The following is a 21361-nucleotide window of genomic DNA, read 5'->3' as shown; positions in this document are numbered from 1 at the left end:
CACAAAGAACAATGGACCATCCACATGCGATCAGGCATCCCCTGGTTCATCCCGCCACCCCACATCGACCCCCGCCAAAAACCCCGGAGAAACCACCAACTCCGAACCTGACCAGCCGGCCCGGGAAACGCAAGGCAGCGCACACAGCTCGTAAGCGGCCAGCGTGGGCACACGTCTGCAAGGCCCACGGTTCAGGCATTGACCCTCGCCATTGAATCGTCGCAGCGCCTTAATCAACGCAGCGCCCGGACCCATTTAAGGAGTCCCGGCGCTGCGGAGAAGTTCTCAGTGCATCGCGACGCTCAGGCGTCCTGCCAGCCGAGGCCTTTTTCGAATCTTGCCACGACGTTTCCGACACCGGCCTGCAGTGAGTTGGACGGATCCGCGTACAGCGTCGCCTCAGTGGCGCGGCTGTGCATGATGAGCTGCTCTGCTTCGAGCTTCGCCTCAGGGACCGTCGCGCCGATGATTCCCGTGCGCGCCGGAAGTTCAGTGGTGTGGACCATTTCGGCGTCCGTTTCTGACAATGGGATGGTGGTCCCGGTCTGGATCTCATCGTGCGGAAACTCGAATTCGGCGTTGTCGGGGGCAGCGGGAACCGTGTACTCCAGGAAATAAGTCATGCTGCCAGCCTTCCAGAAAGGCCGCATGCCCGAAACCCCGCCGCGCCCGCGGGGCCTAAGTATCGCCACCAGCCAAACGCACACCAGCCAAAGCCATGAGCCGGCCTGGTCGCCCGCAACACATTGGGCCGGGTCACCCCGGCCGGCACCGTGCCTCCGGTGTCTATCGCCCTGCCGCGTATCCTTGTGCACCGCGGGGATTTGCGGCTGCCTGCAGCACGCCCGTTACAGGATCGCGGACGACGGCGGAGAGCCGGCCCAGCGCCCAGTCACCCGCCCGGGTGATCCGGTGCCCCCTGCGCTCGAGTCCAGCTATCACGTCGTCACCCAGCCGGTCCTCGACGACGGCGCCGCCCGGCTCCCACGTGCGGGGCCAGAACGAGCCGGGCATCGACGTCGTATGGAACGCCGGGGCGTCGATTGCTTGCTGCGGCGTGTATCCGCCAACGATCGTCCGGAGCAGGTACAGGAGCTGCCACTGATCCTGCTGGTCTCCGCCCGGCGAGCCAAGGGCCGTCACGGCAACGCCGTTGCGCAGCACGAGTGTCGGTGTCAGCGTAGTCCGTGGCCGCTTGCCCGGTGTAAGAGTGGACGGCGTTCCCTCGTCGAGCCAGGTCATCTGCAGGCGGGTTCCGAGGCAGAAGCCCAGCTCCGGTATCGCCGGCGACGACTGCAGCCAACCGCCGGACGGCGTGGCCGAGACCATGTTGCCCCAGCGGTCCACGACGTCGAGGTGGCAGGTATCGCCGCGCGTCTCACCTGTCGCCTCCACCGTGGGTTCGCCGAGCGTGGGATAACCGGGTGTGGGTTCGCCGAGCGTGGGATAACCGGGTGTGGGTTCGCCGAGCGTCGGCTCGCCAACACCAGCCATGCCAGCAACCACACCACTGGAAAGGCCTGACCCGCCGTCGTCACCGGCGAGCGCCGGCGGCACATATTCGGTGCGCAACGCGGGCATGAACGGCTCCCGGCCGTGCACCCTGCCTGGCCGGAAGTCGTGGGAGGCGCTCTCGGCGATCAGCTCGCGGCGCGAAGCGGCGTATTCGGCCGACAGCAGGTAGTCCAGCGGAACGTCCGCGTCGCCGTAGTACGCCTCGCGGTCCGCGAGCGCGAGCTTCTGCGCCTCAAGAATGGTGTGAGCGCCGAGTTCCGTCGACGGGTCCAGGCGGTCGTCGTCGAAGCCGCCCAGTATGGCGAGGGTCTGCAGCAGGGCCGGCCCCTGCCCCCATGGCCCTGTCTTGGCGATGGTGTGGCCGCGGAATTCCAGCGTGGCCGCATCCTCGTAGGACGCACGGAAGCCTGCCATGTCCGCCATGGTCAGGACGCCACGGTGATCTGTGCCGGACGAGTGGCGGTGCGGTGTCTGCACTGCCTTGGCCATGGCGCGAGCCACGAAGCCCTCACCCCATTCGCGTCGGGCGGCGTCGATGCGGGCTTCCCGCGTGTGCGCCGCGCTGCTGACCGCCTCACCGATGCCCGCCCCTGACTGCACCAGCTTCTGGAGGCTTCGGGCATGGGCCGGATTCCGGATCAGTTCGCCCTCCTCCGGAATCCGTCCGCCGGGCATCCACAACTCAGCGGACGTTGGCCAGTGCTCCCGGAACAGGCCGGCAACCGCTGAGATGGTGCTTCCAACCCGCGCCAAAGCCGGGTGCCCGTCCCGTGCATACCCGATCGCGAAGTCCAGCACTTCCGCCAGCTCCCACGTTCCGTGGTCCCGCAAAAGCAAAAGCCAGGCGTCGACGGCGCCGGGTACCGCGGCGGCGAGCGCACCGGAGCCGGGAACCAAGTCCAGCCCCTCCGCACGGAAGTGCTGCACGGTGGCGCCCGCGGGAGCCGGGCCCTGCCCCATCAGGATGACGGGCCTTCCCGGATCCTCGGCCGTGGTGAACACGCCCGTCATGTCCCCGCCCGGCCCGTTGAGGTGCGGCTCCACGACGTGCAGGACGAACGCGGCCGCCGTTGCTGCGTCGAAGGCGTTGCCGCCACGTTCCAGCACCGCCTGGGCAGTGGCCGTTGCGAGCCAGTGCGTGGAGGCGGCCATGCCGAACGTGCCTTGCAGGGTTGGACGGGTGGTGAATGGATCCGGCCGCGTGAAACTCATGGGGCTACTGTAGGCGCGCCGCCCCGCCCAGTGCGGGACCCCGCGCAGGGGAAGTCGGGCTCAGCCAAACAGCGCGGCCACGCGCGTCAGCGTTTGTATGACCCCGTAGGCAAGAGGGATGCCGACTATTGACCAGCCGACTGCCAGCTTTACCGAGCTCATTTCAAGCCTCCATTGCGGGTTCTGCGGACCGGATGACGTCCGGGCGCGGTTCGTGGAAGCGGCCGTCCACGGGTTTGACCATCAGGTTGGCCAGAAAGCCGACCACCAGCAGGCCCACCATCGTCAGCAGCGCCGGCTGATAGGACGCCGCCGTCAGCTCCCCCGGCTTTCCCTGGGCGTCCAAGAACGCATTGACGATCAGCGGACCGGCAATACCCGCTGCAGACCAGGCCGTCAGGAGCCGCCCGTGGATGGCTCCCACCTGGAACGTTCCGAAGAGATCACGCAGGTACGCCGGGACGGTGGCGAAGCCGCCGCCGTAGAAGGAGATGATCACGAACGCGAGGGCCACGTACAGTGCTGTGCTGCCGCTGCCCGCCAGCGCCAGCACGGTGTACAGCCCCGCTCCGACGCCGAGGTAGACCATGTAGATGCGCTTGCGCCCCGTCACGTCGGACGTGGCCGACCACGCGAAACGGCCACCCATGTTGCCAATGGACAGCAGCCCCACAAAACCGCTTGCGACGGCGGCACTCACCAGGGACGCGCCGTCGGACTGGCGGAAGAAATCCTGGATCATCGGGGCGGCCTGCTCGAGGATTCCGATGCCGGCGGTGACGTTGCAGAACAGCACAATCCACACCAGCCAGAACTGCCGGGTCTTGACGGCATTGGCTGCGGACACGTTGTTCGTGGTCACCAGCTTGGCCGCCGTGACCTTGGCGGGATCGAACCCAGCCGGCTTCCACCCCTCGGCAGGCACCTTGATGGTGAACGCCCCGAACAGCATGTAGGCAAGGTAGATGACGGCCAGCGTAAGGAAGAGTTTGCCCACAGCGTCCCCGCTGGCAATCCACCCCTTGTCCGAAGAAGCGGGGTCGTAGAACTTGAGAAGGGCAGTGGAGACCGGGCTGGCGATCAGGGCGCCGCCGCCGAAGCCCATGATGGCCATGCCGGTGGCCAGCCCGGGGCGGTCCGGGAACCACTTGATCAGGGTGGACACCGGCGAGATGTAACCGATGCCCAGCCCGATGCCGCCGATGAAACCGTAGCCGAGGTAGACCAGCCAGAGCTGGCCGGTGAAGATGCCGAGCGACCCGATCAGGAAGCCGCTGGACCAGAACAGGGCGGACGCGAACATGGCTTTGCGCGGCCCGTTCCGGTCCACCCACGTCCCCATGACGGCCGCCGAGAGTCCAAGCATCACGATGGCGATGGAGAAGATCACGCCGATCTCCGTCAGGCTGGCCCCGAAGTGCTTCACCAAGGCGGTCTTGTAGACGCTGGTTGCATATGCCTGGCCGATGCACAGATGCACTGCCAGCGCGGCAGGGGGAACAAGCCAGCGGTTGAACCCCGGCGGGGCGATGCTTCGGTCCCTGTCCAGCCAGCCCATGTGTGTCTCCTTCTGCCGCTCCGTCGCGAATGCGCTTACCCCTTGGCAAGCATGAGTCATCTCTCAGTTGGTGGCTTTAGTTTTGCGCCGAACGGTCCCAATTCAGCGATGAACGGTTCCGGCGCGGCTTCCGGACACTCAAATCGCGGAATAAGCTCGATTTCGCTTCGGCTACCGGTCAGGATGAACTAATGAAACGTGGAGCTCCTGTCGATGACATCAATGAAGATGACCTGCTGGTCGGAAAACCCAAGAAATCAGCCGCCGGGCTGAAGGCGGTCGAGGTCGCGCTCGAACGCGGGATCGCCCAGGCGGGCGTCACCCGGACCATGCAGTCCCTGCTGCGCCTGAACCAGCGTGATGGCACGGACTGCCCGGGCTGTGCCTGGCCGGAGTCGCAAGGAACCCGCAAGCCGGCGGAGTTTTGCGAGAACGGCGCCAAGGCAGTTGCCGAAGAAAACACACTCCGCACCGTAACCCCCGAATTCTGGGCGGAGCACTCCATCGCGGAATTGGCCACCAAAACGGAGTACTGGCTGGGAAACCAAGGGCGCATCACGCACCCGATGGTCATCCGCCCCGGTGACACCCACTACTCCCCCATCGCGTGGCAGGAAGCCTTCGACCTCATCGGCGAGCACATCCGCGCCAGCACCCCGGAGCGCACGGTCTTCTACACCTCCGGCCGGACCGCCAACGAAACAGCGTTTATGTACCAGCTGTTCGCCCGCTCTATCGGCACCAACAACCTGCCGGACTGCTCCAACATGTGCCACGAATCATCGGGCAGCGCCCTGAACCCGACCATCGGGATCGGCAAGGGAACCGTGTCCCTGGAGGACATCCACAAGGCCGAACTGATTTTCGTTGTGGGGCAGAACCCGGGAACCAACCACCCGAGGATGCTTTCCGCGCTGGCCGACTGCAAGAGCAACGGCGGCAAGATCGTCGCCGTAAACCCGCTGCCGGAAGCCGGTCTCTTCAATTTCAAGGACCCGCAGTCGGTCTTCGGCGTCATCGGCAACGGTTCCTCGCTGGCTGACGAGTTCCTGCCCATCAAGGTAGGCGGCGACCTCGCATTGTTCCAGGCCCTCGGGCACCTCCTGCTCGAAGAGGAAGAGCGGGTCCCCGGCTCCGTCGTCGACCGCGAGTTCATCACCACGAACACCGAAGGCTTCGAGGCGTACCGCGCGGCCCGCAAGGAGTTGGACTGGGAGGAAATCGAAACGGCCACCGGCTTGTCCCGGCTGCAGATATCCACGGTTGCCCAGATGCTGGTCAAGTCCAAGGCGACCATCATCTGCTGGGCCCTGGGCCTCACCCAGCAGCCGCACTCGGTGGACACCATCAAGGAAATCATCAACATCCTGCTGCTGCAGGGGAACTTCGGGAAGCCTGGCGCCGGTGCCTGCCCCGTCCGCGGCCACTCCAACGTCCAGGGCGACCGCACCATGGGCATCTGGGAAAAACCCAAGGAATGGCTCCTCGCCGCCCTCGACCAGGAGTTCGGGATCGTCTCGCCGCGCGAGCACGGCCTGGATTCCGTGGAGACTGTTGAGGCTTTTGAGAACGACGACGTCGACGTCTTCGTTTCGATGGGCGGCAACTTTGCGCTGGCGTGCTCGGACACCGAGGTCCTGGAGGCCTCGATGCAACGCGTCGGGCTGACCGTCCACATTTCAACGAAGCCCAACCGCTCGCACGTGATGCACGGCCGGACCTCGCTGATCCTGCCGACACTCGGCCGGACCGACACGGACGACAAGCATCCCGGCGGCCGCCAGATCCTCTCGGTCGAGGATTCGATGTCCTGCGTGCACTCCACCCAGGGCCGGCTGACCCCCGTGTCGGAACACCTGCTGGCTGAACCCGTAATCGTGGCCCGCATGGCCGCAGCCACACTGGGCCCGGACCATGCCGTGGACTGGAAGGCGATGGCGGATGACTACGACGTGGTCCGCGACCACATCTCCCGCGTACTGCCGGGCTTCGAGGACTTCAACAAGCGGCTCCGGACGAAGAACGGCTTCATTCTCCCGAACCCGCCGCGGGACACCCGAAGCTTTGCCACGGACATCGGCCAGGCGCGGTTTACCGTAAGCCCGCTGGAGTACCTGAAGGCGCCCGAAGGGCACCTCATCCTGCAGACCGTCCGCAGCCACGACCAGTACAACACCACGTTCTACGGCCAGGACGACCGCTACCGCGGCATCTCGAACGGCCGGCGCGTCATCCTCATCAACCAGGATGACGCCGCCGAGCTCGGTTTCCAGGACCGCGAACTCGTTGACGTCATCAGCACGTTCCAGGGGCAGGAACGCCGGGCGGACAAGTTCCGGCTGGTGTTCTACCCCACTCCCCGCGGGTGCGCAGCGGCCTACTTCCCGGAAGCCAACGCGCTGGTGCACCGCGAGCTCGTGGCCCGCGAGTCCAACACCCCCGGCTACAAGGCCATGACGGTGCGGTTCCTTCCGCACGAGGAGCAGGTCCGGCAGCTGAGCTGACCTCGTCGCCTAAGGCAACGTCCAACTGAGGGGGCAACGTCCAACTTAAGCGGCCGACGGTTATACCGTCGGCCGCTTCTGTTGAGTGGCGGAGTTGCATGGTGGGCTTGCGCAGCCGCTTCACGGCGCCGGGGCCCGGGCCCGTTGTGGCGTGCTTGCCCAGCGCTCAGGCGTGCACCGCTTAGGCGCGTGGCGTGGCTGCGCAGCCGCTACTTCGCGAGTCCGGCCCTCCGCAGCGCTTCAGCCATCGCGGTGTTCGCCGGGTTCGGTGCCTGCTTGGGAGACGCCTTCTGTGGTGCCGCTGCCTCTTTGTGGTTGCTGCTTGCCGGACGTGCGCCGCGGCCGGGGGCACCGCCTTCGCCGCCGGCCGGCCGTGCAGGACTGCCACCACGGCCCGCTTGGCGGCTACCGGCATCCTGGCGGCCCCCGGAAGATGCGCGCCCGCTGCCGGCCTGGCCGACCCCGGAAGAAGCGCGGCTACCGGCATCCTGGCGACCGCCCGAAGGTGTGCGGCCGCCGGAAGGTGCCGGTTCGTCGTCGAGCCTCAATGTGAGGGAGATGCGCTTGCGTTCGGGGTCCGCCTCGAGCACCTTCACTTTCACCACCTGGCCGGATTTCACCACCTCGCGCGGATCCGACACGAAGCGGTTGGCGAGCGCGGATACGTGAACCAGCCCGTCCTGGTGCACGCCCACGTCAACAAACGCCCCGAACGCGGCAACGTTGGTGACGGTTCCCTCGAGCACCATGCCGGGCCTGAGGTCGGAGATTTTCTCGATGCCTTCGGAGAAGGTGGCCGCCTTGAACGCCGGCCGGGGATCCCGACCGGGCTTCTCAAGTTCAGCGATGATGTCGCGGACCGTGGGCAGGCCAAAGGTGCCGTCCACGAAATCCTCAGGGTTCAGGGCGCCGGCCGCAGCAAGCCCCGCCGGCGGCAGTCCGCCTCCGGCCGGCCCACCGGCCCTGCCTGACGCAGCCCCCGTCGCGGCCGCGGACGCAGCCCCCGCCGCGGCCAGGATCTTCCGCGCCACCGAATACGCCTCCGGGTGCACGCTGGACGCATCCAGAGGCTCGGCTCCCCCGGTGATCCGCAGGAACCCGGCGCACTGCTCGAAGGCCTTGGCGCCCAGCCGCGGAACCTTCTTCAGCTCGCTGCGCTTGGCGAAAGGACCGTGTTCGTTCCGGTAAGCCACGATGTTTTCGCTCAGCAGAGGCCCGACGCCGGCCACCCGGCTCAGCAATGCGGGCGACGCCGTGTTCACGTCCACCCCCACGGCGTTCACGCAGTCTTCCACCACTGCGTCCAGGCTGCGGTCCAGCTTGGCGGCAGTGACGTCATGCTGGTACTGCCCCACGCCGATCGACTTGGGATCGATCTTCACAAGTTCCGCCAGCGGGTCCTGCAGCCGCCGGGCAATGGACACAGCTCCGCGCAGGGACACGTCCATGCCCGGCAGTTCGGCCGCGGCCAGCGCTGACGCCGAGTACACGGACGCGCCGGCCTCGGACACCACGAGCTTCTGGGGCTTTTCAGCCGGACCGGCAGCCGAGTCCGCCGCAGTGCCCGTCCCAACAGCCGCCTCCGCGGACAGCCGCTTGAGCAGTTCGGCCGCGAGCTTGTCCGTCTCGCGCGACGCCGTGCCGTTGCCGATGGCCACGAGCTCGACGCCGTGATTCCGTGCCAGGCGCACCAGCGTCGCGAGGGCTTCGTCCCACTTGCGTGCGGGTGCGTGCGGATAGACGGTATCGGTGGCCACCACTTTGCCCGTCCCGTCCACCACAGCCACCTTCACGCCGGTGCGCAGCCCGGGGTCCAGGCCCAGCGTGGCGCGGTTTCCGGCGGGTGCGGCCAGCAGCACGTCCCGCAGGTTGGCGGCGAAGACCCGGACGGCCTCGTCCTCCGCGGCGGCGAACATCCGCCCGCGCAGATCAGCCGTCAGCCGGGCAAGCACCCTTGAGCGCCACGCCACCTGCGCGGTCTGCAGCAGCCAGGCGTCGGCGGGCCGGCCGCGGTCGGCAACCCCGAGGAACCTGGCCACGGCGGATTCGTAGCGGGCGCGTGCGGCGGCGAGGGCGTCGTCGTCGGCCGGGTCCGCCTCGGCGAGGTCGAGCTCCAGGACGCCGTCCTTCTCGCCGCGCAGCAGCGCCAGAACGCGGTGCGACGGCATCCCGGACGGCGACTGCGAGAACTCGAAGTAGTCGGCGAACTTCTGGCCCTCGGTCTCCTTGCCCTTCTTCACCCGCGACGCCATCCGCCCCTGCGTCCACAGCCGCTCGCGCAGCGTCTCGGCCAGATCGGGATCCTGCGCCACGCGCTCCACGATGATGGCCCGCGCGCCGGCGAGGGCGGAGGTCGGGTCGTCGATGGCGTGCTCGGAGTTCAGGTACTTCGCCGCCTCCCGTTCCGGATCCAGCTCGGGGCGTTTGAGCAGCGCATCCGCGAGCGGCTCCAGCCCGGCCTCGCGGGCGATCTGCGCCTTGTTGCGGCGCTTGGATTTGAAGGGCAGGTAGATGTCCTCCAGCCTGGACTTTGTGTCAGCGCCGACGACGGCGGCCTGCAGTTCCGGCGTCAGCTTTCCCTGTGCGGCAATCGCCTCCAGGACGGCACGACGGCGGTCCTCCAGTTCGCGGAGGTAGCGCAGGCGCTCGTCGAGCTCGCGGAGCTGCGTATCGTCAAGCGTCCCGGTCGCTTCCTTGCGGTACCGGGCGATGAAGGGAACGGTGGATCCGCCGTCGAGCAGTTCCACGGCCGCCTTCACCTGCCAGGCTTTCACGCCGAGCTCGGACGCGATCTGGGCCGCAATGTGGGCGGCGCCCTGGTCAGCAGCGGGTGCGGGTGTGGATGCTTTTGCCGGCGCGGGCACGGATGGGGGCTGCGGGAATTGGGTCACCAGAACATTTTGCCTCACTTGGCCCAACCCGGACCGAAACAGCCCAACCGGCAGGGAAAACAAGCCCGGCCGGCGGGACCCCGTGAAGGAAGTCCGAGCGGACAGCGTGCGGAGGAGGCAGGCCCCGTGAAAACCAACGCGCTCTACCCACGGCGGGGCTTAAGTGGTGTAGTGACAATAGGCAGCGGAAGTCCTCGGCATAGGCGGCGCATCATGCAGGAATTGCTGATCATTCTTCAGGACGGCTTCAACGGGGATGAGGTCGCCATCACGGTCAACGGCAAGGAGGCCCGGTACGACCGCGACGTCACCACCCGGTCGCTCCTGGGAATGGCCGAGGAAGTGTCGGTGGAACTGCCCGCGAAAGGCGCCACCGTGGGCGTGGAAGTCCCCAGCCGCAACCTCAGCGCCGAAAAGAAGCTTCACGGCCGGCCGCGCAGCCTGCTCGTGTCCATCGAGGACGGGGAGCTGGTGCTCAGCGAAGGAACCGGGCGCGAGGCGTTCCTCTGAGGCGCTTGGCGCGGTGGGGTCCTGGCGCAGTGGGATCCCTGGGCCGCGGGGCCTAACGCTTGGGCCCTAGAGTTTTGGAGCCTCCGACAATGACAGCGCCTCGTCCAGCACCTTGCCGAAGTTCGCGGCGTCATGCGCAAACCGGCCCAGGAAGAGGCCCGACACACCATCGAGCGTCGGCAGGAGTCCGGGCTTCGCCGAGCCCCCATAGATGACCGGCAGTTCCTGCAAAGTGCGGCCGCCGTCCAGCGGGTGGTTGGCCAGCAGCTCCCGCAAGGAACGGACGACGGCGGACACGTACCCTGCGCTTGCCGGCTCGGCAGCGCCGATGGCCCAGACGGGCTCGTAGGCGACGACCAGCCGGGACGCGAGCTCCCAGTCGCCACCGACTGCGGCCTCGACCTGTCCGTACACAAACGCGGCGGCGGCTTCGGCACCGTCGGCCGGATCGGCGTCCGTGGCCGGCGCCGCTTCCTCCCCGACGCACAGCAGCGGGGTGACGCCGGCGTCGTCGGCCGCCTTGACCTTGAGCGCAACCATGGCGTCGTCCTCGCCGAAGTGCCGGCGGCGTTCGGCGTGGCCGATTTCAACGAGCCGGACGCCCAGCTCTGCGAGGAGCGACGGCGACACTTCCCCCGTCCACGGGCCGTCGGCCCAGCTGCAGTTCTGCGCTCCGAGGATCAGGGGCGAGCCGGCAATGATCTTGCTGGCGCCGGGCAGCACGGGAAAGGAGGGGATGACGAAGGGGACCACCCTGCCGGCCGCGAGGGCCGGACGGGCATCCACTTCATGACGCAGCTCGCCCAGCCAGCGCAGGCTGTCCCGGTAGCCGAGGTACATCTTGGTGCTGACTCCGACGTACATGGTGCCTGCGGTGCTGGCTGGGACGGGCTGTGTCATGTGGTTTCCTGCCGCTTTGTTCTTGGACTGACATTCTAGGACTGACATTCGTCACCTGACGTTGGTGCCCGGTCGCTGAGACCCCGATCGGGCACCTTCGTCAGCGTGTTGTCTGGCCTACTTTTCCAGGAGCTCGTCGGCCTTGTTCTGGAACTTCCGGGTACCAAACATCATGGCTGCTGCGAGGAACGGCAGCACGCCGAGCGCGTAGACACCCATTGTTCCGGTGTCCGATGCGGTGACCTGGTTGACCGTGGTCCGAAGGATCGGGGCCACGAAACCGCCCAGGTTACCGAGTGAGTTGATGAGTCCGATGCCTGCAGCCGCAGCAGTTCCGGTGAGGAACGCCGTCGGGTAGGACCAGGCGATGGGACCGATGGAGAGGAAGCTGCAGACTGCCAGCGAAATGAAGATGATGCCCAGCGCCGGGACGTGGTTGGCGCCGGCCCAGGCGGAACCGAAGATGCAGAGACCCGTGGAGATGAACAGCCCGGTGCCCCAGACACGCCGGCGGACAACCGTGTTGGCCGCCTTGCCAATGAAGTAGCAGGCGAAGATGCCGAAGAACCACGGGATGGCCGCCATGAGGCCGACGGCGAGGCCCACCTTCTGGCCGGTCAGCTGGGCCACCTGCTGCGGGAGGTAGAACGTCACGCCGTAAACCGCGATCTGGAGGCAGAAGTAGATGCCCGTGAAGTACCAGACCTTGCCGTTCTTCATGGCCGCGAGCACGCCGCGGGGACCCGTTTCTTCCTTGACGGTGTCCTCGAGGGCCATGACGTCAAGCAGTGCCTTCTTCTCGTCCTTGTTCAGGAACTTAGCGTCCTGCGGGCTGTTGATGAGGAAGAAGTAGGCGGCAATACCGGCGAGCACGGCCAGCATGCCCTCTACGAAGAACATGACCTGCCAGCCCTGGACGCCCGGGACCTGGTCACCGATGTTGATCAGCCAGCCGGACAGCGGGGCGCCCATCATCTGGGAGAACGGCTGCGCCAGGTAGAAGATGGCGAACATCTTGACGCGGACCTTGTTCGGGAACCAGGCGGCGAGGAACATGATGACGCCCGGGAAGAGCCCGGCCTCGGTCACACCCAGCAGGAACCGCAGGATGATGAACGAGGTTTCGCCCTGGACGAAGGCGAAGCAGGCCGAGACGATGCCCCAGGTGATGGCGATGCGTGCCAGCCAGACCTTGGCGCCGAACTTGGTCAGCAGCAGGTTGGACGGGATCTCGAACAGGGCGTAGCCGATGAAGAAGATGCCGGCTCCAAGGGCGTACGCACCGGCGGTGATGCCCTTGTCCACCTCCAGGGCTGCCTCGGCGAAGCCCACGTTGGTGCGGTCCAGGAAGGCCACCACGTACAGGATCACGAGCATCGGCATGAGCCGGAAGGACGCCTTGGAGATGGCCGATTTGAGGACCGGCGAGTCCAGCAGCTCCTTGGTGGTGGACGTCGTTGTTGTGACAGTCATTCAAACTCCTCGTTGAGTAAGTCAGTGAGCAAATCAGTAGGGCAAAACGATGTGACCGATTCCAAGGGAATCAGCCAGGTCAATCAGTGGAGCGCCTAGATCGGTGGAGTGCAGCCCTCAGAGCGAGAACGCAATGAGCAGTAGGCCGACCAGGCTGGCGAGGACGCCGACGGCCAGGTAGATCTTCCGTTCCTTGGTCCACGAGCTGAATCCGGTGGCGGCTGCCTGGGCGCTTGCTACGGCCCGGCTGCTTGCCGGGCGGCTGCTTGCCTGCCGGGCGCGGTGGCTATTCTGGGCCATGGTGGTCCTTCCTAGTGCATGTAGAGTCCGCCATCCACATTCAGCGTCTGGCCGGAGATGTATCCGGCGTCCTCGCTGATGAGGAAGGCGATGGCTGCTGCGATGTCGCGGGTGGAGCCGACGCGGTTGACCACGAGGTCCTTGGTGAGTTCGTCCTTTCGTTCCTGGCTCAGGGTGCCGCCCATGATGTCGGTGTCGATGGGGCCCGGAGAGATGGCGTTGACCGTGATGTCGTACTCCCCCAGCTCGCGGGCGGTGGAGCGGGTCAGGCCGATCACACCGGCCTTCGCCACGGAATACGGGGTCTTGGAGAACGTTCCGCCGCCGCGCTGGGCGGAGACGGAGGAGATGTTCACGATGCGCCCGATCCGGTTCTTCACCATGGACTCGGCTACGCGGCGCGTGGCGTAGTGGACGCCGTTGAGGTTGATGTTGAGCACGCGGTCCCACTCGGCGGCGTCCAGCTCCAGATACGGAACGGGCGAGCTGACGCCCGCCACGTTAGCGAGGGCCACGATCTGTGGCAGTTCCGCCTCGATGGAGTCGATGGCCGCACGGACCGAAGTCTCGTCGGCAACGTTGGCGCCCGCACCGTGGGCCTTCACGCCGTACTGTTCCGCAATTTCCTTGGCCGTGGCCCGGCACAGGGCGTCATCGAGGTCGATGATGCCGATGTTCCAGCCCTGCTCGGCGAGGTAGTTGGCCGTGGCCCGGCCGATCCCGCGCTCGGAGACGGCTCCGGTGACGATTGCAGTGCGTTCGGACGGAAAAATGCTCATGAATAGGCTCCTTGGTGACGAAGGAAAAGTGGGCAGGCAACAGTCACTGCCCGGCGGAAACCGGGCAGTGACTGAGGCTTTGACGGTCCGGATCAGAACACCGGACTGGGTGGATTGTTAGTTGATCGGCGCCGGGCCGAGGTCCTCGATGAGCTTCTGCATCGCAACGTAGGCCTTGTTGCGGTAGGCGATCAGCTCGGGCGTGCGCTCGGCCGGGACATTCAGGAAGCCTGCGCCGGTCTTGGTGCCGAGTTTGCCTGCCTCGACGAGGTCCGTGAGGATCTTGGGCGTGGCGAAGCGCTCGGGGAAGTCGGTCTGCAGGGACTTGTAGCAGAAGTTGTAGACGTCCAGGCCGGCCATGTCGGCGATGGCGAACGGCCCGAAGAACGGGAGCCGGAAGCCGAAGGTGGTGCGGACCAGGGTGTCCACGTCCTCCGCCGTCGCAATGCCCTGTTCCACCAGTTGCGCGGCTTCGTGGAACAGCGCGTACTGCAGGCGGTTCAGCACGAATCCGGTGACGTCCTTGACCACGGCGGTCTGCTTGTTGGCGGCGTGGACGAGGTCGCGGACGGCGCCGACGGTCTCGGCCGAGGTGCCTGCGTGGGGGATGATCTCCACGCCGGGGATGAACGGCGACGGGTTGGAGAAGTGCACGCCCAGGAAGCGTTCCGGGTTGGCGACCGGCTCGGACAGGTCCGCGATGGAGATGGTGGAGGTGTTGGAGCCGATGATGGCATCGGGACGGGCCGCGGCGCTGATGCGGGCCAGCGTCTGGTGCTTGATCTCGATAACCTCGGGCACGGCCTCCTCGATGAAGTCGGCGTCTGCCACGGCTTCCTCGATGTCCTTGGCAGCCCAGAGGTTCTGCTTCAGGATCTCGGTGGACCCCGCCCGGAACAGGCCGTCGGCCACGAACTGGTCCGATTCGGTGAGCAACCGCTCGAAGTTCTTCTGCGCCACTTCCGCGGACACATCGGCCAGGGCAACGCGTGCGCCGCCAAGGGCGAGGACCTGCGCGATCCCGCCGCCCATGTAACCCGAACCGACGACGGCAATCTTGCGCGAGCTGTTAGATGTTTCTGTCATGGTCAGTCAGCCTTCGTGTAGTCGGGTTCGTAGGAGCAGATGGCCTCCACCTTGGCGGCCGACGACGAGTTCTCGTCGAAGCGGTGCTCGAGCCATTCGCCCACGAGCTTCTTCGCGAGTTCCAGGCCGATCACGCGCTGGCCCAGGGTGAGGACCTGTGCGTTGTTGCTCAGGACGGAGCGTTCCACGGAGTAGCTGTCGTGCGCGGTGACGGCACGGACTCCGGGTACCTTGTTGGCCGCGATGGCCACGCCGAGCCCGGTGCCGCAGATCAGCAGCGCGCGGTCGGCTTCGCCCTCGGCCACCTTGCGGGCGGCGTTGACGGCGACGTGCGGGTAGGCTGTGGAGTCGTTGGCCCCCACGCCGATGTCCAGCACTGACGCCACGCGGCTGTCTGCCTCGAGCAGTGCCTTCAGTGCTTCCTTGTATTCGACGCCGGCTTCATCGTTGCCGATGACAATGCGCCAGCCTGCGGTGTCAGTCATTTTTTGCTCCATTTCCGGCCGCTGCGGCCAGCTTTGAATTGTTGGCGTCCGAAGTCCCGGCGCCGGATTCGATGTAGGTGGCAATCCGCTCTGTGATCAGCCCGAAGGAGACTGCGCCTGGATCGGGGTGGCCGAGGCTCTTCTCGGCCAGCGGGCGGGCCCGGCCCTTGAGGGGGCGAAGGTTCGCAGTCTGACGGGCGGCTTCCGTTGCCGCGGCAGCGGCTTCGGTGAGGGCGCTGCCCAGGGAGGCGCCGCCGTCGGACGCTTTCAGGAAGGCGTCCCGGAACGGCAGGAGGGCGTCAACCATCGTCTTGTCCCCCGGTTCCGCCTTGCCGAGTTCGGTGATGGCGCTGGTGAACGCCGTGACGGCGGCTGCCGCGTCCGCGGCCTGGTACGACTCGCGGTTGCCCAGAGCTAGGCCGGCAGCGATCACTGCGGATCCCCACAGCGCCCCGGAGGTTCCGCCGGCGCGCTCGCTCCATGCCTCGCCTGCCTCGGTGAGGACGCGTTCGACCGAGGCACCGGCCGCCGCGTTCTGCTCGCCCGCGGCTGCTGCGGCGTCCACGCCCCGGCGCATGCCGATGCCGTGGTCGCCGTCTCCGGCAATGGCATCCAGGTTGCCCAGTTCCTCTTCATGTTCGACGACGACGTCCCGCACCTGGGCGATCACGGCGGCTGCCAGCCGGCCCAGGTCCGCGGACGCCGGGGTGGCCTTCTCGGTCTCTTCCGCTGTGGCGGCTTCGGGTCCGGCCATTTCACGGCGGGCACGCGGTGCGAGGTTGCCCTTGCGGTATGCCGGGGTGTCTGCCGGGGCCGCCCAGAACTGCTCGAGTTCGTCGTCGAGCCACAGGAGGGTGAGCGAGAGTCCGGACATGTCCAGGCTGGTGACCAGCTCGCCACATTCCGGTTCCACCACGGTCAGGCCCGCCGCGCTGAGGAGCGTTTCGACCTTGCCGAACAGGAGGAACAGCTCGTCGTACTTGACCGTGCCCAAGCCGTTGACGATCGCCACCACGCGGTCACCGGCATCGTCCGGCTTGTCCTCCAGGAGGCGCGAGACCAGCAGGTCGGCCAGTTCGGAGGCACTCGGCATGGGGTGTTCGGAGATGCCTGGCTCGCCGTGGATGCCCAGGCCCAGAGACATCTGGCCGTCAGGCACGTTGAAAAGCGGCTCGGAGGCGCCGGGCAGCGTGCAGCCGCCGAAGGCGACGCCGATTGAGCGCGTGCGGTGGTTGGTCTTGATGGCTAGCCGTTCCACCTCATCCAGGTTCAGGCCGGCCTCGGCCGCGGCGCCTGCGATCTTGAAGACGGTGAGGTCACCGGCGATGCCGCGGCGCTTTTCGATCTGGTCCAGCGGGGCGCTGGCGATGTCGTCGGTGACCAGCACGGTGCGGGTCTCGATGCCTTCCGCGTTGAGCCGCAGCTGGGCCTGGCCGAAGTGCAGGACGTCGCCGGCGTAGTTGCCGTAGCTGAGGAGCACTCCGCCGCCGGCATTCGCGGCCTTGGCCACGCGGTAGACCTGCCCGGCGGCGGGCGAGGCGAACATGTTGCCGCAGGCGGAGGCGGCAGCCAGGCCCGGGCCGACGAGTCCGGCGAAGGCCGGGTAGTGTCCTGAGCCGCCGCCGATCACGAGGGCCACCTGGCCGGGGGTCATTTCGGTGGAACGGACAACGCCGCCGTCCACGCGGGCAACGTAGCCGCGGTTGGCAGCCACGAAGCCGTCCAGGGCCTCATCCGCGAAATCAGCGGGATTGTCGAAGATCTGCGTCATGGTTCCTCATTGAATCCGAGTTGGGTTGATCAGTTCTGGCGGGCTCCGGCCGAGCTTTTTGCTCCGGAGGGCCCCGGGATGGCGGCCGTCGGAGCGCTGCCCGGCGGCCGCCGTCGGACGTCAGGCTCCGGTGGGAACCTGACGTCAGGGAGACTAGGAGCCGGCGAGTTCGACGGCGGACGGCTGCTGCCGTCCCTGTGCCACGAGGCTCATGCCCAGAGCATAGCCGTCCTTCTTGGGGAGGACGTGGCGGCGCAGGTAGTCCTGGTTGCTGGCCGTCACGGAGAGTCCGTCGCCACCGTAGTGCTCGGTGCAGATGATGCCCTGGTAGCCGGCGGCGATGGCTACCTTGAACGCCTCGCGGTAGTTGATGAGGCCGCTTTCCATGGGGGCGGGCATGGCGACGTAGCTGTCGCGGGCCGCATCCTCGTCACGGATGTAGTTCTTCATGTGCCAGTAGTTCGAGTACGGCATGGTCTTGGCGACCATTTCGCGCCAGTCCTCGATGGGGCGGTGCAGGCGGATCAGGTTTCCGATGTCCGGGTTGAGGCCCACGTTGGCGAGTCCGATGTCCTGGACCAGCTGAACGGACGAGTCTGCCGTGCCGAGGTACGTGTCCTCGTACATTTCCAGGGAGAGCAGGACGCCCACCTCTGCGGCGTGGCGGCCCAGTTCCTGGAAGCGGGTGACGGCGTTGTTCCACGCGTCCTTGTCCCCCACCGGGTCCTTGTAGCCTTCCTTGGTCCAGAACCACAGCTGCTTCTGCTGTTCCGGAGTGATCGCCTGGTGCAGGCCGAAGGAGACAACCTCGCAGCCGAGTTCGGCGGCGGCGTCGATGGTGCGGTGGCTGTAGTCGAGGTTGGCTTCCCAGTTGCCTTCCTCGATCACGCTGCGGCGGATGGCCGAGATGACGGGGATGCCGATGCCCACGTTCTGGGCGGTCTGCTTGAACTCGGCCAGGCGCTCCTTGCTCAGATCGGCGGGGCGGACCCAGCTGTCCGTCAGGTCGGCGTTGCTGAAGCCAGCTTCCTTGACCTCGGTCAGGACCTCGGCCCAGGCGTAGGCGTCAGCGTCGTTGATGTGGTTGCCCTGGGCGTCAGTGCCGGGGAACTGCAGCAGTGCTGCGGTGATGGGCCAATTGTCAGCTGTGTAAGCCACGTTGTTGTTCACTCCTTTGTGGGAATCCTCTTTCCTATAGGATTGCCCATCGGAAAGAGGTTGTCAAGGTCACACGACCTTGTTCTGGAACAATCGAAGATCCTATATTGACACCGGCATGTTGTGAAGCTCCTCACACAAACGTGCGCCCTTGCGGGTCCGTCGTCAAGTGCGCGGTGCGGTGCGAGACGGCCGGGGGGCGCTACACGGGTCCGGAGCTGCTAGTCAGCCGGGGCGTCGGCCATCGCCCGCGCGCGGACCTTCTGGACGTGATCGGCCATGGCGGCTTCGGCCTGCTCGGGGTGGCCGGCGGCGAGTGCATCAAGAACGGACTGGTGCTCGGCGATGGCGTACTCGGCGTCCGTAATGCCCACACCACCGAAAAGCCGGAAGCGCTGGACCTGGCCGCCCAGCGCGGCGTAGGCGGAAACCATGAACTGGTTCCCGGTCTGCTGGGCGATCAGCTGGTGGAAGCGCTCGTCGGCTTCAAGATAGTCCTTGTATTCAGCGAAAGACGGGCCGCGCGGCGCCGACTTCAGGTCCTCGACGGCCTGTTCCAGCTCGGCGAACCGCTCCGGGGTCAGTCGGGCGCAAGCCAGGCGCGCATTGACGGGCTCGATCGCGAGGCGGGCTTCCATGAGTTCCGCGAAGTCCTCCCGGGTGAAAACCGGGGCCACCCTGTAACCCTTCAGCGCCACCCGGCGGACCATGCCGGTGTGCTCCAGCCGCGCCAGCGCCTCACGGACGGGGGTGGGCGAAACGTCGAGTTCGCGGGCGGTTCCGTCAATGCTGACGGCCGCGCCGGGCTCCAGCCGCCCGTCCATCAGGGATGCCAGGAGCTCCTCATAGACGTGATCCGCCAGGACCTGGCGGCTGACGGTGCGGCCACCCTTGCGGTCAGCCCGCACGGCGGGCTGGCTGCCGGATTTGGGGCCGATGGACGCTTTCTGCATGGTCAAATCCTATAGGGGCGTCCTCGGGATGGCGGCACGAACCCGTCACAGGGACGGTTACGAGCGAACAAAGGAACCGCCCGGCATCCGGACGGTTCCCCCTGTTCGTGCTTCTGTTGCAGGCTAAGCCAACTCGTACACCGGGTAGTCGTTGTACCCCTTTGCGCCTTCGCCGTAGAACGTGGCCTGGTCAGGCTCGTTCAAGGGCAGGCCTTCGCGCCAGCGGCGGGCGAGATCGGGATTGGCGATGGCCGGCCGGCCCACCACTACGGCGTCCGCGTGGCCGTCTGCCACGAGCGCGGCTGCTTCCTCGCGGGTGGTGATGAGGCCGAATCCGGTGTTCACCAGGAAGGTGCCGTTGAAGCGGGCACGCAGGTCCTGGACGAGCGCGCCCGAGGGGTCATCGTGCAGAATGCTCAGGTAGGCAAGGTTCAACGGAGCGATCGAGTTCACCAGCACTTCGTAGGTGGCCCGGACATCGGCGGCGTCGTTCTCTGCGATGCCTTGCACGTTGTGTTCCGGCGAAATGCGGATGCCGACGCGGTTTGCGCCCAGGGCTTCGACGACGGCATTGACGGTCTCGATGACGAAGCGTGCACGGTTTTCGGGCGAGCCGCCGTAGCTGTCCGTGCGCACGTTGGTGTTTGGCGCCAGGAATTCATGCAGGAGGTAGCCGTTGGCCGAGTGCAGCTCAACGCCGTCGAACCCGGCTTCGATCGCATTGCGGGAAGCCGTGACGATTTCCTGCATGACCACCGGCAGTTCATCCGTTGAGAGCTCGTGTGGCACCGGGTATGCCTGCTTGCCGGTGTAGGTGCGGGTTTCACCCTCGACGGCGATGGCGCTCGGCGCCACAACGCGGTGGCCACCCGTGATGTCCTCGTGGGAGACGCGGCCGCCGTGCATGATCTGTGCGAACATCCGTCCGCCTTCCGCGTGGACTGCGTCAGTGACAGTCTTCCAGCCTGCGATCTGCTCGGGGGTGACAATTCCCGGCTGTCCCGGGTAGGAACGGCCGGCGGGGCTGGGGTACGTGCCTTCGCTGACAATGAGACCGAGGGAAGCGCGCTGGCGGTAGTGCTCCGCCACCATCGGTCCGGGAATGCCCTCCTTGCCCGAGCGGACGCGGGTCAGTGGTGCCATGACGAGGCGGTTGGGCAGTTCGAGCTCACCGAGGGACAGCGGAGAAAACAGCATGCGTGGTTCCTTTCAGAATGCATTGGGTTCACCGGGTGCAACTGCCACGCGCGTGCAACTATTCCGCTTGTGACGCAGCTCATGGGGTCGCGCGGGTGGAGCCGATGATCCGCGGGTCTACGGGTCGCGCGGAGCATCTCCCGGGCATCCTTGGCCGCGGGGATTGGTGATGCAGTCGTCGGCGTAGTTCCGCGTGACCGATCGCCACACACTCACGGTTTGCAGAGGTCCGCTGAATTGGCCCTGGTTGGGGATGGGCAGGGCCGGCCCTCCGTTCACTGAGTACGTGCCCTGGAAGTACGTGGTCAGCCGGACACTGAAGTCCCCTGTTGCGGCGTACGCATGGCTTGTGCGAGTCTTCTCGCCCCAGCGATCCTGCGGGAGGGGTCCGCCCATAGTGGTTGTCGGGCCGAGCGAGGTGCCGTCGCCATAGTCCCAGCGGTACTGGACGGGCTTGGCCACGATATGAACTTTCTGCCCCAGAATCGTAACGTCGAACGGCTGCTCATTGGCTGCTGCATAAAAATTCGTCTCAGCACCACGAAGCGTGTGCGGACTCGGCTGCGCAGTGACTGTCCCCGGCACGACGGGAAGCTTCTGAAAATCGCTTTGAATGCGGGCCGCAATTCGGGGAAGCAAATCTTCCGGACTCTGGTCATAAAGGCAAGTGGGCCCGCCACCGTTGGCGGTCCAGTCCGACCACGCCGGATTGGGCATTGACCGCGGCGCGACCTTCCAGATCACGGGCACTCCAGGTTTGCCATCAGCGCGGGGCGGGCACGGAAGCTGTCCCGGCAGGCAACTGATATCTAGGTTGTTTTCGTCAACCTGGCACTGCGGCTCGGCCCGGTATTGGTTCGGATCCTGGCTGACGTAGCCGGGTGGCGCGGGAACGATGTCGCCGGTTGTCTCGTCGAGGATCCAAGCGCCCGCGATGAGTCCCCCTTCATCGTAATCAACAGTGCCGCCGTAATCGTCGTCAGCCGCCTTGGCGTACTGCGGCGGTATTCCAAGATTGAGTGCAACGGCCAGAATCGTTGCCGTTACCGCATGCGAAATCATGATCGTC

Annotated in this window: 17 protein-coding genes; 2 read left to right on the top strand and 15 right to left on the bottom strand. The window is 66.4% G+C overall.

The window, feature by feature from the left end; all coding sequences use genetic code 11:
- Window positions 1-302: 302 nt before the first annotated feature.
- From CXQ90_RS16960 to CXQ90_RS16950, 3 genes are all read right to left on the bottom strand, one after another.
- Window positions 303-623: a hypothetical protein gene (locus tag CXQ90_RS16960; protein ID WP_104140535.1), complete on the bottom strand. Its 321-nt coding sequence runs from the start codon at window positions 621-623 to the stop codon at window positions 303-305.
- Window positions 624-786: 163 nt separating this feature from the next.
- Window positions 787-2727 carry a gamma-glutamyltransferase family protein gene (locus CXQ90_RS16955; protein ID WP_104140534.1) on the bottom strand — a complete coding sequence of 647 codons (1941 nt, stop codon included), beginning with the start codon at window positions 2725-2727 and terminating at the stop codon, window positions 787-789.
- Between the two features lie 163 nt (window positions 2728-2890).
- A complete protein-coding gene (locus tag CXQ90_RS16950; RefSeq protein WP_104140533.1) occupies window positions 2891-4285 on the bottom strand; it encodes an OFA family MFS transporter in 1395 nt (464 codons plus the stop codon).
- 191 nt (window positions 4286-4476) lie between these two features.
- Here CXQ90_RS16950 and CXQ90_RS16945 point away from each other — a divergent pair, with 191 nt between their 5' ends.
- Window positions 4477-6789 carry an FdhF/YdeP family oxidoreductase gene (locus CXQ90_RS16945; protein ID WP_104140532.1) on the top strand — a complete coding sequence of 771 codons (2313 nt, stop codon included), beginning with the start codon at window positions 4477-4479 and terminating at the stop codon, window positions 6787-6789.
- 209 nt (window positions 6790-6998) lie between these two features.
- On the opposite strand, the gene CXQ90_RS16940 is transcribed toward CXQ90_RS16945, so the two are convergent.
- Window positions 6999-9593 carry a Tex family protein gene (locus CXQ90_RS16940; protein WP_258064571.1) on the bottom strand — a complete coding sequence of 865 codons (2595 nt, stop codon included), beginning with the start codon at window positions 9591-9593 and terminating at the stop codon, window positions 6999-7001.
- A gap of 300 nt (window positions 9594-9893) precedes the next feature.
- Between CXQ90_RS16940 and CXQ90_RS16935 the strand changes: the two genes are divergently transcribed.
- Entirely contained in the window at window positions 9894-10190 is a 297-nt protein-coding gene (locus tag CXQ90_RS16935) for a hypothetical protein (RefSeq protein WP_104140531.1), read from the top strand.
- Between the two features lie 66 nt (window positions 10191-10256).
- On the opposite strand, the gene CXQ90_RS16930 is transcribed toward CXQ90_RS16935, so the two are convergent.
- The 11 genes from CXQ90_RS16930 to CXQ90_RS22460 all read right to left on the bottom strand — a co-directional run bounded on the left by CXQ90_RS16930 (window position 10257) and on the right by CXQ90_RS22460 (window position 21354).
- Window positions 10257-11090 (bottom strand): triose-phosphate isomerase family protein, encoded by an 834-nt coding sequence (locus CXQ90_RS16930; RefSeq protein ID WP_104140530.1) that lies wholly within the window; start codon window positions 11088-11090, stop codon window positions 10257-10259.
- 117 nt (window positions 11091-11207) lie between these two features.
- Complete coding sequence (locus CXQ90_RS16925) at window positions 11208-12563, bottom strand: MFS transporter (protein ID WP_104140529.1); 1356 nt, start codon at window positions 12561-12563, stop codon at window positions 11208-11210.
- A 117-nt stretch (window positions 12564-12680) separates the two neighbouring features.
- A complete protein-coding gene (locus CXQ90_RS16920) occupies window positions 12681-12863 on the bottom strand; it encodes a hypothetical protein (protein ID WP_104140528.1) in 183 nt (60 codons plus the stop codon).
- Window positions 12864-12874: 11 nt separating this feature from the next.
- Entirely contained in the window at window positions 12875-13642 is a 768-nt protein-coding gene (locus CXQ90_RS16915; protein ID WP_104140527.1) for an SDR family NAD(P)-dependent oxidoreductase, read from the bottom strand.
- A 117-nt stretch (window positions 13643-13759) separates the two neighbouring features.
- Entirely contained in the window at window positions 13760-14728 is a 969-nt protein-coding gene (locus tag CXQ90_RS16910; protein WP_181038597.1) for a 3-hydroxyacyl-CoA dehydrogenase family protein, read from the bottom strand.
- A 2-nt stretch (window positions 14729-14730) separates the two neighbouring features.
- Window positions 14731-15213 (bottom strand): ribose-5-phosphate isomerase, encoded by a 483-nt coding sequence (locus tag CXQ90_RS16905; RefSeq protein WP_104140525.1) that lies wholly within the window; start codon window positions 15211-15213, stop codon window positions 14731-14733.
- Window positions 15206-16984: a dihydroxyacetone kinase subunit DhaL gene (gene dhaL / locus CXQ90_RS16900; RefSeq protein WP_104140524.1), complete on the bottom strand. Its 1779-nt coding sequence runs from the start codon at window positions 16982-16984 to the stop codon at window positions 15206-15208. Before dhaL ends, CXQ90_RS16905 begins: the two co-directional genes overlap by 8 nt.
- Before the next feature lie 153 nt (window positions 16985-17137).
- Window positions 17138-18142, bottom strand: coding sequence for a sugar phosphate isomerase/epimerase (locus tag CXQ90_RS16895; RefSeq protein WP_104140549.1), 1005 nt, complete (start codon window positions 18140-18142; stop codon window positions 17138-17140).
- Window positions 18143-18363: 221 nt separating this feature from the next.
- Window positions 18364-19095, bottom strand: coding sequence for a GntR family transcriptional regulator (locus tag CXQ90_RS16890; protein ID WP_104140523.1), 732 nt, complete (start codon window positions 19093-19095; stop codon window positions 18364-18366).
- Between the two features lie 123 nt (window positions 19096-19218).
- Window positions 19219-20292, bottom strand: coding sequence for an alkene reductase (locus CXQ90_RS16885; protein ID WP_104140522.1), 1074 nt, complete (start codon window positions 20290-20292; stop codon window positions 19219-19221).
- Window positions 20293-20409: 117 nt separating this feature from the next.
- The gene (locus tag CXQ90_RS22460) at window positions 20410-21354 is read right to left on the bottom strand and encodes a PKD domain-containing protein (protein WP_258064568.1); all 945 of its coding nucleotides are present in this window, start codon (window positions 21352-21354) and stop codon (window positions 20410-20412) included.
- Window positions 21355-21361: the final 7 nt, after the last annotated feature.

Source organism: Arthrobacter sp. ZGTC131, assembly GCF_002929275.1.
In the GTDB taxonomy this organism is placed as follows: Bacteria; Actinomycetota; Actinomycetes; order Actinomycetales; family Micrococcaceae; genus Arthrobacter.
This window is presented reverse-complemented; position numbering and strand designations above follow the sequence as displayed.